This window comes from Solwaraspora sp. WMMB762, assembly GCF_049179115.1.
In the GTDB taxonomy this organism is placed as follows: Bacteria; Actinomycetota; Actinomycetes; order Mycobacteriales; family Micromonosporaceae; genus Micromonospora_E.
Map to the genome: position 1 here is coordinate 856,217 of NZ_JBMHMD010000001.1, position 14,969 is coordinate 871,185.

Below are 14,969 nucleotides of genomic sequence, written 5' to 3' on the forward strand. Positions count from 1 at the left end.
TCCCGGTACCCGCCGTCGGGGCGTGGCTCTGCCGGTTCGTCTCCCGGCCCGACCGGCTCGGCCGGGAGACGAACGGCTACGGCCGGGTGATGCCGAGCGAGTAGCTGCCCGAACCGCTGTACGCGTGGACCACGTACCGGTAGTAGCCGGAGGAACCGCTGTAGGTCAGCGTCTCGTCCGGACCGGGGCTGGTGCCGCTGGCCACGCTGACCCAGCTGCTGCCGCTCCACCGCTGCAGGTACAGGTCGAAGTCGCGGCTGGTCGGCCCGTCCAGGCAGGCCCGGTGGGTGCCGGAGCCGGCGCTGAAGTAGCTGCCGTTGGGTTGGATCTGGGTGCCGCCGGAGGAGAGCGAACCGGTGTAGGTGTTCTGGTAGCCGCTGCAGGTTCCGCCGCCCGGCGGCGGGGTGGTCGGCGGCGGGTTGCCGCCACCGCCGGTCCGCAGCGTGAGGCCGTACACCGAGAGGATCTCGTTGACCGGCTGGAAGTAGGTGGTGCCGCCGGTCGAGCAGTTGCCCGAACCGCCGGAGGTGACGCCCTGGGCCTGCTGGCCGGAGAGCCACGACCCACCGGAGTCACCGGGCTCGGCGCAGGCGTTGGTCCGGGTCAGGCCGGACACTCGGCCCTGCGGGTAGTTCACCGTCGAGTTCTTGGCCTGGATGGTGCCGCAGCGCCAACCGGTGGTGGATCCGGACCGGCAAACCGACGCGCCGACCGCCGCCTCGGCCGAGCCGGCGACCGTGACGTTGCCGCCGCTGTAGTTGTTCACCCACGGCTGCGGCGTCCAGTTCGAGTTGGTCTGTACCCAGGCGTAGTCGTTGCCGGGGAACGACGACCCACGGAAGGTGCCCTGCGACACCTGGTTGTAGCCCTGGGTGGCGGTGCCCACGCTGCCGCAGTGCCCGGCGGTGACGAACCCGCCGGTCACCGAGAAGCCGACCGAGCAGCGCCCGCCCATGTAGTAGGCGTCGCCTCCCCGGACGTCGTACAGGGTGGTCGGCGTCTCATCGGTGCGCACGACCCGTACCGCGTCCGCAGCGGCACCGCTGCCGGCGACGAAGCTCTCGGCCACCGAGACGTCGTCGCGGGCCAGCACCACCACGGCGTTGGTGGCCACGTCGACGTACCAGCCGGCGACGGCGGTCGCCGGCGCCTTCGCCGCGGTGCGGTCGAGCTTGGCCTTGACCCGGTCGAGTTCGGCCGCGCTGCGGTCGACCACCTTGACCTTCGCGCCGGCGGCGGTCACCGCGGCGGCCTGGGCCGAGTCGGTGACCGCCACGGTCAGCGTGCCGCCGTCGGGGGACAGCCACGCCCCGCCGAAGTCGGTGCCGAGGGTCGCGCGCAACATCGCTTCCTTCTTGTTGGCGCTGGCCTCCTTGGCGATCCGGACCCGCGCCTGGTCTGCGGTAAGGCCCAGGTCACGCTGCATCGCCGCGAGCATTCCGGGTGCGGCGGCGTCGGCGGCCGGCTGGGCGACCGGCCCGGCGCTGGGTGCTGCCATGGCGGGCATCGCGGCCAGACCGGCCGCGCCCAGTGGCAGGACGGCGGCTGCGGTGGCCGCGATCAGTGCTCGTCTCATCTGCTCCCCTGACGATTGAACGGGAAGTGACTCCGGCGGGGGCCAGGGATCGCCTGGCGGGGCCGGCCGGAGGCACGTGGCACCCCGACGTCTCCGATACCGACGGGGGCCGGAGCCCGAACGGTCCGCCGGTCGTGGTGCGCCGTCGGGCCCGGATGTCGGTGTTCGGGGTAACGTCGAGTTGCTGTCAACTTAATGGCGGTCTATGTCAGCAGGCAGATACCAGCTGGCTCATACCGTCACAGCGATCGGTCGGGGCGGAGCGGGGCCGGTCGGGGCGAGGCAGGACCGGTCAGCCCGGTCAGCCGTCCGAAACCGGGATCCCGGCCAGGCTCTGCGCCCCGAATCCGGGGTTGTCGGCGAGCCAGCCGAGATACTGCGGGTTGCGCCCCAGCGAGTCGGTGTACGCCGTGGTGGCGTGGGTGAACACCCGGTCGGCGAGGGCGGCGGCGGTCGCGTCCGGGTGCCAGCCCAGCAGCAGCCGCCAGCGCAGCGGCGCGCCGGCCAACGGTCGGGTCACCAGCCCGCTGATCGGCCGGAACGTCGCCTGGCACAGGGCGATGGCCTCGCCGGACTCGACCAGGTCGACACAGCCGCGGATGTCGGTCTCGTACATCTTGCGGGGGGTGAACCCGGACCGTGCGCAGGCGGCGGCGAAGCAGTCGCCGAAGCATCCGTCGCCGGGCGCGGCGACCCACTGCTCGTCGGCGAGCATGCCGAGATCGATCTCCGGGCGGTGCGCCAGCGGGTGGGTCTCGGGCAACAGGACGAAGATCGCGTCAACGGCGACCGCCCGCCACGCCAGGCCGAACTCAGCCGACGGGGTGGCATCGCCGCACACCCCGGTGAGCGCGTAGTCCAGTCGACCGCTGAGCACCATCTGGGCGAGCTCGTCGACGTACCAGGAGGCGTAGGTGCTGATCTGCGCCTGCGGCTGGTCGGCGGCGAGCCGGTGTACCAGGCCACCCAGGATCGGGCTGTTGACCCCGCCGAGCCGGAACCTGCTCATCACGCTGCCCGTGCCGGCCAGCCGGGCCGCTTCGTCCTGCAGCCCTTTCATCGCCGGCAGCAGCACCCGGGCCCGGGCCAGGACCAGTTCGCCCAGTGCGGTCGGCCGGGCGCCCCGCCGGTCGCGCTCGAACAAGGGCCCACCGAGGGTCCGTTCGATCCGTTGCAGTTGCGCGGTGAGTGCGGGCTGCGCCAACCCCAACATGGAGGCCGCCTTGGTGACGCTTCCCGTCTCCGCGATGGCGCAGACAACCCGCAGGTGCCGCAGCTCCAGGTTCATAACGTGACGGTAGGACCAGAACGGGATCGACGGGAAGACCTTCGATGCGGGAAACGTTCTCCGACATCAATATGGAACAGAACTGATCGGATATTCCGGACTAGCCGTCGCGGTCGACCGGCGTCGCCGTCAGATCCTCGGGATAGGTGGTACGGCCGGACAGCAGATCCCGGGTCTTGTCCAGCACCCCCAGCGCCGGGTCCACCACCCGGTTCCACGGCGGCCGCAGCGGGGCGTCGGGATGCGGCCGGGTCGGTGCGGCCTCCTCGGCTGTCTCCGCGCGGTTGCCCAGCCGGACGAGCTCCTCGTCGGTCGCCGCCGCCCGTAGCCCTGGCAGCAGCTGCTGCTCGACGACCGTACGGTGGTGCCGCCAGGCGGCGGCGACCCTGGCCGGTGTCCCGGCCGCTGCCACGTCGGATGAGCTGAGCACGTCGCGCAACGGGCGGTCCGTCGCGATGCCCCGGTCGGCCAGCGCGCCTCCGTCGGGCAGGGCCGCCCGGATGGCCGGGTAGAGGTACTGCTCCTCGGCCGACAGATGCCGGCTCACCACGGCGACCAGCACGTCCGCGATCTGACGCCGCCGGTCCGGGTCGGCCGCCGCGTCGAGCTGCTCGCAGAGCTGCTCGACGCGGCGGTGCTCCTCGACGAGCAGTGTGGTCAGCCGCGGTCCGCCCGGATCGTGCGGCAGGTCGTCGCCGAGTTCGGGGATGGGGGGAAGGCCTACCGACACGATCGTCTCCTTCGGTGCGGACCGGGGCTCTCGTACGGCCCGGCCGTTGTGGCCGGCAACCGTGCGGGTGCCGGCCCGGCGTATGCGGCGGTACCCACCACGCCGACGTCGGAAACCGTGGGGCGTGCCGCGGCGGGGCTGGGGCAGCGGCCGGACGGCTGGTAAGAAGAACCGCATGACTGCACCCTCCCCGCCGCCGGCGCCGACCGACGAGGTCGTGCGGATCTGCCGCGACCTGCTGCGGATCGACACCACCAACACCGGTGACCCGCTGACCAGCGTCGGTGAACGGGTCGCCGCGGAGTACGTCGCCGACCAGCTCGCCGAGGTCGGCGTCACCAGCACCATCGTCGAGTCCGCACCCGGCCGGGCCAGCCTGGTCGCCCGCATCTCCGGTACCGACCCGTCCCGCGGGGCGCTGCTCGTGCACGGCCACCTCGACGTGGTCCCGGCCGACGCCTCCGAATGGTCGGTCCCGCCGTTCGCCGGCGAGTTGCGCGACGGCTACCTGTGGGGCCGTGGGGCGATCGACATGAAGGACTTCGACGCGATGGTGCTCGCCGTGGTCCGTGACTGGCAGCGCAGCGGGACCCGGCCACCGCGCGACATCGTGCTGGCCTTCACCGCCGACGAGGAGGCCGGCGGCCGGTACGGCGCCCACCACCTGGTGCAGCGGCACCCCGGGCTGTTCGACGGCTGCACCGAGGCGATCGGCGAGGTCGGCGGCTTCTCCTACACGGTCAGTGACGACCTGCGGCTGTATCTGATCGAGACGGCGGAGAAGGGCATCAACTGGCTGCGGCTGCACACCCGGGGCCGTCCCGGACACGGCTCGATGATGCACGACGACAACGCGGTGACGGCGTTGTGCGAGGCGGTGGCGAGGGTCGGCCGACACCGTTTCCCGATCGTCGTCACCCCGACCGTGCGGGACTTCCTGGCCGAGGTCTCCGACCTGCTCGGCATCGAGTTCGACCCGGACGACCCGGAGTCGACGATCGCCAAGCTGGGGCCGATCGCGAACATCATCGGTGCCACGGTCCGTAACACCGCCAATCCGACCCGGCTGGACGCCGGATACAAGGAGAACGTCATCCCCGGTCGAGCCAGTGCCACCATCGACTGCCGGGTGCTGCCTGGCCAGGAGACCCAGTTCCTGGCCGAGCTCCGCCAGCTGATCGGCCCGGACGTGGAGATCGAACACGTGGAGCGGCAGCCGGCGATCGAGACGACCTTCGACGGTGCGCTGGTTGACGCGATGGCCGCCGCGCTGCGCCACGCCGACCCGGGTGCCCGGACGGTGCCGTACATGCTCTCCGGCGGCACCGACGCCAAGGCGTTTCGCCAACTCGGCATCCGATGCTTCGGGTTCACCCCGCTACGGCTGCCGGCGGAGTTGAACTTCTCTGCGCTGTTCCATGGCATCGACGAGCGGGTCCCGGTCGAGGGGCTACAGTTCGGCGTGCATGTGCTCGACCGCTTCTTGCGCCAGAGCTGACCGCCGGCGCCCCCATCGACGGTGAAAGGAATTTCATCCGCATGACCGACCAGCACACCGATCTCGACGCCGCGCTGGAGCAGGTGTTCCAGGCTGCCCGGGCACATCTGGCCACGGTCAAGGCCGCCGACGGCCGGATCGACGACGACGCCGTCTGGCAGGCGTACGTGACGCTCAACAACGCGTCGTACGCGTACGACGAGCAGTTGCTGGACGCCTTCGGCGAGGTGACACCCTGGGACGTCGAATCGATCGATCCGCAGGAGGCGGACGAACGGTTCGGCGTCGGTGCCGGCGGCGTCGACGGCGACGAGCCGGCCGACCCGCATCCGCAGGTCGTCTCGGTACGCCAGCGTCGTGACTACCGGGTGCCGTCGGTCGCCGCGCTGGTCCGCATCGCCGACGCGGCCCGCCGCCAGGGCAGCCCGTCCGCCGAGGAGGCCGAGCCGGTCGGTGGTGTCGGAGAGGCGGTGCTCGAACTGCTGCAGGCCGGCGACGGCTCACTCGGCGCGCTGGACATCCCGGAGCTGGAACCGCTCGACGGCGTGGTCATGGTGCACGAGGTCACCACGCCGCTGGATCCGGAGGCGTTCAGCGACGGCGATGTCGACGGACCGTTCCGGTCGGTTCCCGGTGACGAGATCGTCGGCCGACTCGACGAGCACGCCTACCTGCCGGACGACGACGGCGACGACTCACCGGCCAGCGGCGCCCCGGCCGGCGGTGGCCTGCGCTGAGTACACCACCTACGTACTGAGCCCGGGCTGCGGCTGCCGGGCGATCCTGCGCCGGAGCACTACCTGGCGCGTCCCGTCACGGAACAGCCGCACCCGGGCAAGCTCCCAGCCAGAGAACTCGGCCTGAATCGCCAACTGCGCGGCTGCGGTCAACCGGTCGACATTCGGCGGCAACCGCAGCGGCGCGTACTCGTAGTCCATGACCACCATCCTGCCGCCGGCCCCCGGGCCGTGTCACCCGCCGGCCACCTCCGGAGGCCGTGTCACCCGTCGGCCCCAGGGCCGTGTCACCCGTCGTGTTCCGGGTAGCCGACCGCTGGCGCCGATACGTCGTCGAGTGCCCGGGTGATCTCCGTGGGCAGCGTCATCCGTTCGACCTGCAGCGCCCCGACCAGTTGCCCCGCCGTGCGTGCCCCGAGGATCGGCGCGGTGACCCCGGGGCGGTCCCGGACCCAGGCGAGCGCGACCTCCAGCGGTGCCACCCCCAGGCCAGCGGCGGCCGTCGAGACCGCCTCGACGATGCTGGAGCAGCGCGGCTCCAGGTAGGTCGCGACGAACAGTTCCAGATGCGGCGACGCGGCCCGGGAGTCGACCGGGCGGCCGTGCCGGTACTTGCCCGTGAGTACCCCGCGGCCGAGCGGTGACCAGGGCAGTACGCCCAGCCCCAGCGCGGCGCAGGCGGGCAGCACCTCCCGTTCGATCCCCCGTTGCAGCAACGAGTACTCGACCTGTGCGGCGACCACGGCGGCCCGGCCGGGCACCGCGGCCTGCCAGGCCGCTGCCCGGGCGGTCTGCCAGCCGCTGAAGTTCGACACCCCGACGTACCGGACCCGCCCGCTGGTCACCGCCGTGTCCAACGCGCCGAGGGTCTCCTCCATCGGGGTGTCCGGGTCGTACCCGTGTACCTGCCACAGGTCGATGTAGTCGGTGCCGAGCCGCCGCAACGAGGCGTCGAGGGTACGCAGCAGATGCCAACGGGACGTGTCACGCCGCCGTGGCCCGCCCGGCCGCAACCCGGCCTTGGTAGCGATGACCAGATCCTCACGGGGCACCATGCTGTCCAGCAGTGAACCGATCACCGCCTCGGCGTCGCCGTCGCCGTACACGTCGGCGGTGTCGATCAGATTGCCCCCGGCGTCCAGGTAACTCTTCAGTTGCGCCGCGGCATCGTCGGCGTCGGTGTCCCGGCCCCAGGTCATGGTGCCGAGCGCGAGCCGGGAGACCGCCAGCCCGCTGCGGCCGAGCGGTCGCTGCTGCATGGATGCACCTTAAGCAGATCCTGGCGGTACGGACATCCTCACTCCCGCCGACGTCTGCTGCCGACCGGCACCGGCCGGTCGGCGAGTCGACCGGCCGGTTGTCCAATGGTGGCGGACGATTGCGTACCCTGGTGCGGCTTGGCCACGGCCGCTGCCCCGGCAGCGCCGTCGACGCCCCGCCTGGCGGGGGATGGGGGATGACTGGGAGTGCGACTCGGACTCAATCTCGGCTACCTCACGGGCGCTGGCTCACCGGCCGACCAACTGGCGCTCGTCCAGGAGGCGGAGCGGCTCGGCTACACGGTGGTCTGGGCCGCCGAGGCGTACGGGTCCGACTCGCCGAGCCTGCTCGCCTGGCTGGCCGGCCAGACCAGCAGGATCGACGTGGGCTCGGCGGTGATGCAGATCCCGGCCCGCACCCCGGCGTCGACCGCGATGACCGCCGCCACCATCGACACGTTGTCCGGTGGCCGGTTCCGGCTCGGCCTGGGGGTCTCCGGTCCGCAGGTCTCCGAGGGCTGGCACGGCGTACGGTTCGGTCATCCGTTGGCCAGGACCCGCGAGTACGTGGAGATCGTCCGGCTCGCGGTCGGACGCCAGCGGGTCGAGTACCCGGGCACGCACTACACCCTGCCGCTGCCCGACGGCCCGGGCAAGGCGTTGAAGCTCAACTTCCGGCCGCCCCGGTCGCGGATCCCCGTGTACCTGGCCGCGGTCGGCCCCCGCAACCTCGAACTGGCCGGCGAGATCGCCGACGGCTGGCTGGCGGTGTTCTTCTCGCCCCGCACCGCCGCCGACCAACTGGCGTTGATCGCCGCCGGGCGGGCCCGCACCGGTCAGGACCTCACCGGCTTCGACGTGGTGCCGGCCGTGCCGGTGGTGGTCGGCGACGACGTCGCCGCCTGCGCCGACCTGCTGCGCGGGTACGCCGCGTTGTACGTCGGCGGGATGGGCAGCCGGACCCAGAACTTCTACCACCAGCTGGCCACCCGGATGGGCTTCGGTGCCGCCGCCGACGAGGTGCAGGACCACTATCTGGCCGGCCGGCTGCGGGACGCCGCAGCGGCCGTACCGCTGGAGTTCATCGACCAGACTGCGCTGCTGGGTCCGCCGGACCGGATCGCGCGGCGGATCGGCGAGTACGCCGCCGCAGGCGTGACCACCCTGTCGGTCAGCCTGTTCGACGCCGACACCGAGGCGCGGTTGGCGACGCTACGGACCGTGGCGCGGGCCCTCGACGTGGCCGGGGTGGGGCGGTGAGCTGGATCGAGGTCATTGTGCTCGGCGTGGTGCAGGGGCTCACCGAGTTCCTGCCGATCAGCTCGTCGGCACATCTGCGGATCACCTCGGCGCTGTTCTTCGAGGCGGACGCGGGCGCCTCGTTCACCGCCGTGACCCAGTTGGGCACCGAGGCCGCGGTGCTGCTCTACTTCGCCAAGGACATCTGGCGGATCACCCGGACCTGGGTCGTCGGCATCTGGAATCCCTCGGTACGCGGCGAGCCGGACTACCGGATGGGCTGGTACGTCATCGTCGGGTCGATCCCGATCGGGGTGATCGGCCTGCTGTTCAAGGATCAGATCCGCGACGGTCTGCGTAACCTGTGGATCACCGCGACCGTGCTGATCGTGTTCGCGCTGATCCTCGCCGTCGCGGAGTACCTCGGCCGGCAGACCCGTACCCTGCAGCGGTTGACTCTGCGTGATGGCGTGATCATGGGTTTCGCCCAGGCGATGGCGCTCATCCCGGGCGTTTCCCGGTCCGGTGGCACGCTGACCGCTGGACTGCTGTTGAACCTCACCCGGGAGGCGGCCGCGCGGTTCTCCTTCCTGCTGGCCATCCCGGCGGTGGTGATGTCCGGGCTGTTCAGCCTGCCCGACGTGTTCGACCCGCAGGGCCGGGCGCCCACGGCGGCCCAGATGGTGGTGGCGACCGCCATCGCGTTCGTGGTCGGCTACGCGGCGATCGCCTGGTTGCTGCGCTATGTCGCGCATCACACCCTGTACGCCTTCGTGCTCTACCGGGTGGCGCTCGGTTCCCTGGTGATGGCGCTGCTGGTCACCGGAACCATCTCGGCCACCTGACCGGACCCGACCGCTGTGACCGGGTCGGCCGCCGGCCGGCGCGCGGCCGCCCCCCGTAGGCTGGTCCGGTGGCGACGTTGGTACTCCTGCGACATGGTCGGACGACCGCCAACGCTGAGGGCGGCCTGGCCGGCCGGCAGCCGGTCGAGCTCGACGAGACCGGCCAGGCGCAGGCCCGGGCGGTCGGTGCCCGGCTGGCCGGGGTGCCGTGGGCACAGGTGGTCAGCAGCCCGCTGATCCGCTGCCGGCAGACCGTGGAGCTGGCCGTCCCCGGGGCGACCCCGGTGATCGACGACGGGTTGATCGAGTGTGGGTACGGCGAGTGGGAGGGTCAGTCGCTGCGGTCACTGGTGAAACAGCCGCTGTGGCGGGTCGTGCAGGAGCATCCGAGCGCCGCGGTGTTCCCCGGTGGGGAGGCGCTGGCCGCCGTGGCGGCCCGCGCGGTGGCCGCGGTGCGGCACTGGAACGGTGTGGTCGACGCCGAACGCGGGCCCGACGCTCTCTGGCTGGCCTGCACCCACGGCGATGTGATCAAGGCCATCGTGGCCGACGCGCTCGGCCTGCACCTGGACCTGTTCCAGCGGATCGTGGCCGATCCGGCCTCGTTGACGGTGATCCGGTACACGACGACCCGGCCGTTCCTGGTACGGCTCAACGACACCGGCGGTGACTTGGCCGGGCTGGTGCCGGCGAAGCGGCGTCGGCCACGGCGTCGGGGTGGGTCGGCCGATTCCGATGCCGCCGTCGGCGGCGGCGCCGGTGCCGGCGGACGTGACCGGCAGTGAGCGTACCGGTCAATCGGGTCGGTGCGTTACCGGATCGACCCGGCCGCCCGATAGGGTCGATGACATGACCCACCAGGTGCATGCCTTCGAGCCGCCGGAGCGGTTCGTCGCGGGGACCGTCGGGCCGCCGGGGGAGCGGATGTTCTTCCTGCAGGCCCGGGGTGGCGGTCGCGTGGTCAGCGTCGCCCTGGAGAAGGTCCAGGTGTCGCTGCTGGCCGAGAAGCTCGAGGAGCTGCTGGCCGAGGCGCAGCGACGGTTCGGTGTCGATGTGCCGGAACTACCGACCGGGCAGTCGGACAACGAACCGCTGGAAACGCCGGTCGACGAGGAGTTCCGGGTCGGCACGCTCGGCTTGGCCTTCGACGTGGACACCACCACCGTTGTCATCGAGGCGATCGCCGCCGGTGAGCCGGAGACCGGGCTCGAAGCCGGCGACGACGACGGCCTGCTCGACGACGATGACGACGACGATGACGACGAGGTCGACGCCAGTCTGGACCGGCTCCGGGTCCGGCTGACCCCGGCGGCGGCCCGCGGCTTCATCGACCGGGCACGCCGGGTGGTGGCCGCCGGGCGTCCACCCTGTCCGCTCTGTGGTCAACCGCTGGACCCGCGCGGCCACCTCTGCCCGCGGCACAACGGCTACCACCGCTGAGGTGACGGAGACCGGCCGGCAGCCGGCGGTGGACCGGGACGCCACTGTGCTGCGACTGCTCCGTACCGGCGCGATGCGGCTCGAAGGCCAGTTGATCGACGCATCGAACACGACGTTGCGGGCCGTCATCGAGGCCGACGGGACGGCGATCCGGTGCGTGTACAAACCAGTTCGCGGGGAACGCCCACTGTGGGACTTCCCGGACGGCACCTTGGCCGGCCGGGAGGTCGCCGCCCATTTGGTGGCGCAGGCGCTCGGGTGGCCGTTGGTGCCGCCTACGGTGTTGCGTGACGGTCCGATCGGTCCGGGCGCCTGCCAGCTGTGGATCGACGAGCCGGACGGATCCGTGCCGCTGGTCGACTTCGTCGCGGCCGACCAGGTGCCGACCGACTGGCTGCCGGTGGCGGCGGCCCGGGACACCGACGGGAAGCCGTACGCCCTGGCGCATGCCGACGATCCGCGGCTGGCCCGGCTCGCGGTGTTCGACATCGTGGTCAACAACGCCGACCGCAAGGGCGGGCACGTACTGGCCGGACCGGACAACCAGGTGTACGGCGTCGACCACGGCTTGTGCTTCCACGTCGACGACAAGCTGCGTACGGTCTTGTGGGGCTGGTCCGGGCGCCCGTTGCCGCCGGAGGCCGGGTCGGCGTTGCGTCAGCTGCGTACGGCGATCGACGCGACGCTGGGCGGGCAGTTGGCGTCGCTGCTCACCCAGGCCGAGATCACCCAACTGGCCGGGCGGGTCGACGGGCTGATCGAGGCCGGGTGCTTTCCGTCGCCGCCGGCGACACGTAGCGCTATCCCTTGGCCGCCGATGTGATTCATCTGCCATTCTCCGGTGCCGCCGGCACCGCTGGATAGGGTGGCGCCATGGACTCCTGGACCGGTCACGAGGTGCCCCGGCTGCCCGGCGCCGGTGTGCCGTTGGCGTTGTTCGACTCCGCTCGGCGGTCGGTGGCACCGACCCGGCCGGTCGACCCGGCGACGATGTACGTCTGCGGGATCACCCCGTACGACGCCACCCATCTCGGGCACGCCGCGACCATGCTCGCGTTCGATCTGGTGCAGCGGATGTGGCGGGACGCGGGGCACCGGGTGCGGTACGTGCAGAACGTCACCGATGTCGATGACCCGCTGCTGGAGCGGGCGGCCCGCGACGGGGAGGACTGGGTGGTCCTCGCGATGCGGGAGACCGCGCTGTTTCGGGAGGACATGGAGGCGTTGCGGATCATCCCGCCGGACCACTACGTGGGCGCGGTGGAGTCGATTCCGGCCATCGCCGAGCGGGTCGGCGTCCTGCTCGACCGCGGCGCCGGCTATCGGCTTGCCGATGGCACCGGTGACGTGTACTTCGACGTGGCCGCCGCGCCGCGGTTCGGCTACGAGTCGAACCTGTCCCGGGAGCAGATGCTGGTCTTCGCCGCCGAGCGGGGTGGTGATCCGCAGCGTCCGGGTAAACGTGACCCGCTGGATCCGCTGCTGTGGCGCGGCGCCCGCGACGGTGAGCCGGCCTGGGACGGCGGTCCGCTGGGCCCCGGCCGACCGGGCTGGCACATCGAGTGCGCGGTGATCGCGCTGGGTCTGCTGGGTGACCGGATCGACGTCCAGGGCGGCGGCAACGACCTGCTGTTCCCCCATCACGAGTGTTCCGCCGCGCACGCGGAGGTGCTCACCGGCACCGGCCCGTTCGCCGCCCACTACGCGCACGCCGGCATGATCGGCCTCAACGGGGAGAAGATGTCCAAGTCCCGGGGCAACCTGGTCTTCGTCTCCCGGCTGCGGGGCGACGGGGTACCGCCGATGGCTCTGCGGCTGGCGCTGATCTCCGGGCACTACCGGGCTGATCGCCAGTGGACCGATGACACGCTCAAAACCGGTCAGCAACGGTGGCACCGGTGGCGCGAGGCCGCCCGGTCCGCTGCCGGGCCGTCCGGCGCGGAGTTGCTCGCCGGGGTCCGGGGCCGGCTGGCCGACGATCTCGACACCCCGGGTGCGTTGGCCCTGATCGACGAGTGGGCCGACCACGCGCTCGCCGGTACCGGCGCGGACCCGCAGGCCCCGACGTTGATGGCCGAGACCTGCGATGCCCTGCTCGGGGTGCGCCTGCGCGACTGACCCGGCCGACCGCACCTGCGTCGCGGGGCCGGTCGGGTCCGGCGTCGCCGTCGGACCCGACCGGTGCACGGGTCAGTTCGGTGTGCAGGTCAGGGTCGGTGCGACGGGGGTTCCGGCGGCCGAACCGATCAGACCGAAGCTGGTGGATGCCCCGGATCCGATGCTGCCGTTGTAGGCGACGTTGGTGGCGGTCACGGTCGAACCGTCGCTGTCGATCGTGGCGTTCCAGGCCTGGGTCACCTGCTGCCCGCTGGGGTTCGTCCAGCTCACCGTCCAGCGGCTGATCGGCGTTCCGCCGGCAGTCACCCGCACCTCGGCCTGGAAGCCGCCCTGCCAGCTGGCGACGACGGAGAAGGTCGCGGTGCAGCCGCCCGGCGCCGGGGTGGTGGGCGGTGCGGTGGTCGGTGGTGCGGTCGTGGGTGCCGGGGTAGTCGGTGCGGTGGTCGGGGCAGGCGTGGTCGGTGGCGGGGGCGCGCCGGTGCCGCCGAAGTTCACGTCGCTGCAGAAGTAGTAGGTCTGGTCGGCGTGGCTGGCCTTCCAGATCAGGTAGACGATGTGCCGTCCGGTCCGGCCGGGTGCGCTGACCGGGATGTCGACCGACACGCCGTTGAGGTTGGGGTTGCTGGTCCGGGTGCCCTCACCGGGGTCCGCGCCGTCGGTGGTCCGGACCAGCTCGAGGTCGCTCCAGCGCAGCCGCTGGGTGAGCGGGTTGAATCCCTGCCGGGTCACGTACACCAGGTGGTAGTCGGCGCCGTGCAGCGCCTGGTCGTGGTAGGTGACGGTGAAGTTCGTGCCGACGTTGGCGGCTCGCCAGTTGCCGGGTTCGTCCAGTGCGGCGTACCGGACCCCGCCGGTGTTGCCAGCGCTGCACAGTTGGCCGTCGGGAATGTGGGCCTGATGCTGGCCGTTGACCCCGTCGATGTAGAGGCTGTTCCAGTTCCACATGGCGGTGGAGTCCGCCTGCCAGGCCTGCCAGCACATCGGGTCCTCGGTGGCCATCGCGGGGTTCTGGAAGTCACTGGCCCAGCGCTCGTAGCACCCGTAGTTGCGCGACGGCGGATCGATCGACGATCCGTGTGCGGTGGCCACGTCGGCGAGCGCGGTGGTGCACAGCAGTGCGGCGGCTGCCGCGACGGTGAGCACCCGGCGCAGCGGTGCCCATGAAGTGGCGGTGAGGGAAGGCATGTCTGCTCCCGGACAGAGGTTGGACGGCGGTGGCGGGGTCGCCGGGACAGGCGTTCCCGCCGGATCGGATGGCGGGTAGCCCGGTCCCGCCATGCCGCGCGACCCTCGCGACAGTCCCGTCCCGAGATTCACATGCCTCGATTTTTTCTGTCAATAGTTTGAATGAAAAACAAAGTAAGGCGAAAGAAACACCGGGTCAGCCGAGTACGAGACCGGGATCCGGGTCCGGATCAGGCATGGGTTCCGGGACCCGGTACTCCTCGGTCAAGGTGGTCACCGGGCCGGGCCAGGTCGCCTGGGCCACCTCGATCGGTCGCCGGTCGCCGTCGTAGGCCACGTGCAGCAGATGCAGCACCGGGGTGTCCGGACGGATCCGGAGCAGCTGCGCCTCCTGCCGGCTGGGCTGGCGGGCGCTGAGTACGTCGCGCGCCCAGACGTACCGTCGACCGGTCACCTCCTCGGCCTCCTGGTAGGTGGGCCGGCCGAACGGCTCGGCCCGCTCCAGACTGGTGCCGGCGGCGTCGGCCACCCGGAACCAGGACGCTCCCACCTCGACCGGTGAGTCCTCGGCGCGGACCAGGTGGCGGCGGACGATCAGTTCGGTACCGTCGGTGACGCCGAACGCGTCGGCCACCTCGGGCACCGCCGGAGCCCGGCCGACCTCGGTCAGTTGCTGCCGGTAGCGCGCCGCCAGGTCGGCGTGGTATCCACGGTGTCCGCCGTACCGGCCACGGGCGAGTCGGTTGAGCCGGCGTCGGGTGCCCCGGACGAACGTGCCGGAGCCCGGCTTGGTGATCAGCAGTCCTTCGACGCGGAGCTGATCGACGGTGCGCTGCGCGGTCTGCTTGGCCACGCCGTACATCTCGGCGAGCGCGGGGATGGCGGGCAGCCGTTCGCCGGGCGCCCACTCGCCGCGCCGGATCCGCTCCCGGATCAGATCGGCGATCTGGCGGTGTGGAACCTCGGCGGCTCCAGGATTGACCTGCATCTGCGAACTGACCGTCCTTTCCGAGAAGGATACCTAGCATCCTAGGACAACAAAGAAGCTGTGTCC

15 protein-coding genes are annotated in these 14,969 nt (G+C 71.6%); 8 read left to right on the plus strand and 7 right to left on the minus strand.

From position 1 onward, the window contains the following. Positions 1-76: 76 nt before the first annotated feature. The 3 genes from ACN27J_RS04010 to ACN27J_RS04020 all read right to left on the minus strand — a co-directional run bounded on the left by ACN27J_RS04010 (position 77) and on the right by ACN27J_RS04020 (position 3,594). Complete coding sequence (locus ACN27J_RS04010) at positions 77-1,576, minus strand: S1 family peptidase (RefSeq protein ID WP_421363666.1); 1,500 nt, start codon at positions 1,574-1,576, stop codon at positions 77-79. 301 nt (positions 1,577-1,877) lie between these two features. After that, on the minus strand, positions 1,878-2,864 hold the full coding sequence (locus tag ACN27J_RS04015) for a LysR family transcriptional regulator (protein WP_421363669.1): 987 nt from the start codon (positions 2,862-2,864) through the stop codon (positions 1,878-1,880). Between the two features lie 100 nt (positions 2,865-2,964). Next, positions 2,965-3,594 carry a hemerythrin domain-containing protein gene (locus ACN27J_RS04020; RefSeq protein WP_421363672.1) on the minus strand — a complete coding sequence of 210 codons (630 nt, stop codon included), beginning with the start codon at positions 3,592-3,594 and terminating at the stop codon, positions 2,965-2,967. A gap of 175 nt (positions 3,595-3,769) precedes the next feature. Here ACN27J_RS04020 and ACN27J_RS04025 point away from each other — a divergent pair, with 175 nt between their 5' ends. Continuing rightward, positions 3,770-5,092: a M20/M25/M40 family metallo-hydrolase gene (locus tag ACN27J_RS04025; RefSeq protein WP_421363675.1), complete on the plus strand. Its 1,323-nt coding sequence runs from the start codon at positions 3,770-3,772 to the stop codon at positions 5,090-5,092. Positions 5,093-5,133: 41 nt separating this feature from the next. Then, positions 5,134-5,829, plus strand: coding sequence for a hypothetical protein (locus ACN27J_RS04030; protein WP_421363678.1), 696 nt, complete (start codon positions 5,134-5,136; stop codon positions 5,827-5,829). Positions 5,830-5,838: 9 nt separating this feature from the next. Here ACN27J_RS04030 and ACN27J_RS04035 read toward each other — a convergent pair whose 3' ends face one another. Both ACN27J_RS04035 and ACN27J_RS04040 read right to left on the minus strand, forming a co-directional pair. Then, entirely contained in the window at positions 5,839-6,030 is a 192-nt protein-coding gene (locus ACN27J_RS04035; protein WP_278169002.1) for a DUF5703 family protein, read from the minus strand. Positions 6,031-6,116: 86 nt separating this feature from the next. Beyond that, positions 6,117-7,088 (minus strand): aldo/keto reductase, encoded by a 972-nt coding sequence (locus ACN27J_RS04040; RefSeq protein ID WP_421363681.1) that lies wholly within the window; start codon positions 7,086-7,088, stop codon positions 6,117-6,119. Between the two features lie 207 nt (positions 7,089-7,295). On the opposite strand from ACN27J_RS04040, the gene ACN27J_RS04045 reads away from it, so the two are divergent. From ACN27J_RS04045 to mshC, 6 genes are all read left to right on the plus strand, one after another. Continuing rightward, a complete protein-coding gene (locus ACN27J_RS04045; RefSeq protein ID WP_421363683.1) occupies positions 7,296-8,348 on the plus strand; it encodes an LLM class F420-dependent oxidoreductase in 1,053 nt (350 codons plus the stop codon). Continuing rightward, positions 8,345-9,172 carry an undecaprenyl-diphosphate phosphatase gene (locus tag ACN27J_RS04050; protein WP_278169005.1) on the plus strand — a complete coding sequence of 276 codons (828 nt, stop codon included), beginning with the start codon at positions 8,345-8,347 and terminating at the stop codon, positions 9,170-9,172. Before ACN27J_RS04045 ends, ACN27J_RS04050 begins: the two co-directional genes overlap by 4 nt. Before the next feature lie 68 nt (positions 9,173-9,240). Next, positions 9,241-9,957: an MSMEG_4193 family putative phosphomutase gene (locus ACN27J_RS04055; RefSeq protein WP_278169006.1), complete on the plus strand. Its 717-nt coding sequence runs from the start codon at positions 9,241-9,243 to the stop codon at positions 9,955-9,957. Between the two features lie 64 nt (positions 9,958-10,021). Next, on the plus strand, positions 10,022-10,612 hold the full coding sequence (locus ACN27J_RS04060) for a DUF3090 domain-containing protein (protein WP_421363686.1): 591 nt from the start codon (positions 10,022-10,024) through the stop codon (positions 10,610-10,612). A 1-nt stretch (position 10,613) separates the two neighbouring features. After that, the gene (locus ACN27J_RS04065; protein ID WP_421363689.1) at positions 10,614-11,435 is read left to right on the plus strand and encodes an SCO1664 family protein; all 822 of its coding nucleotides are present in this window, start codon (positions 10,614-10,616) and stop codon (positions 11,433-11,435) included. A gap of 50 nt (positions 11,436-11,485) precedes the next feature. Beyond that, positions 11,486-12,730, plus strand: coding sequence for a cysteine--1-D-myo-inosityl 2-amino-2-deoxy-alpha-D-glucopyranoside ligase (gene mshC, locus ACN27J_RS04070; RefSeq protein WP_421363691.1), 1,245 nt, complete (start codon positions 11,486-11,488; stop codon positions 12,728-12,730). Positions 12,731-12,802: 72 nt separating this feature from the next. Here mshC and ACN27J_RS04075 read toward each other — a convergent pair whose 3' ends face one another. Both ACN27J_RS04075 and ACN27J_RS04080 read right to left on the minus strand, forming a co-directional pair. After that, positions 12,803-13,915, minus strand: a complete 1,113-nt coding sequence (locus ACN27J_RS04075) for a lytic polysaccharide monooxygenase (protein ID WP_421363693.1) — start codon at positions 13,913-13,915, stop codon at positions 12,803-12,805. Positions 13,916-14,111: 196 nt separating this feature from the next. Further along, a complete protein-coding gene (locus ACN27J_RS04080; RefSeq protein ID WP_421363696.1) occupies positions 14,112-14,903 on the minus strand; it encodes a GntR family transcriptional regulator in 792 nt (263 codons plus the stop codon). Positions 14,904-14,969 lie beyond the last annotated feature (66 nt).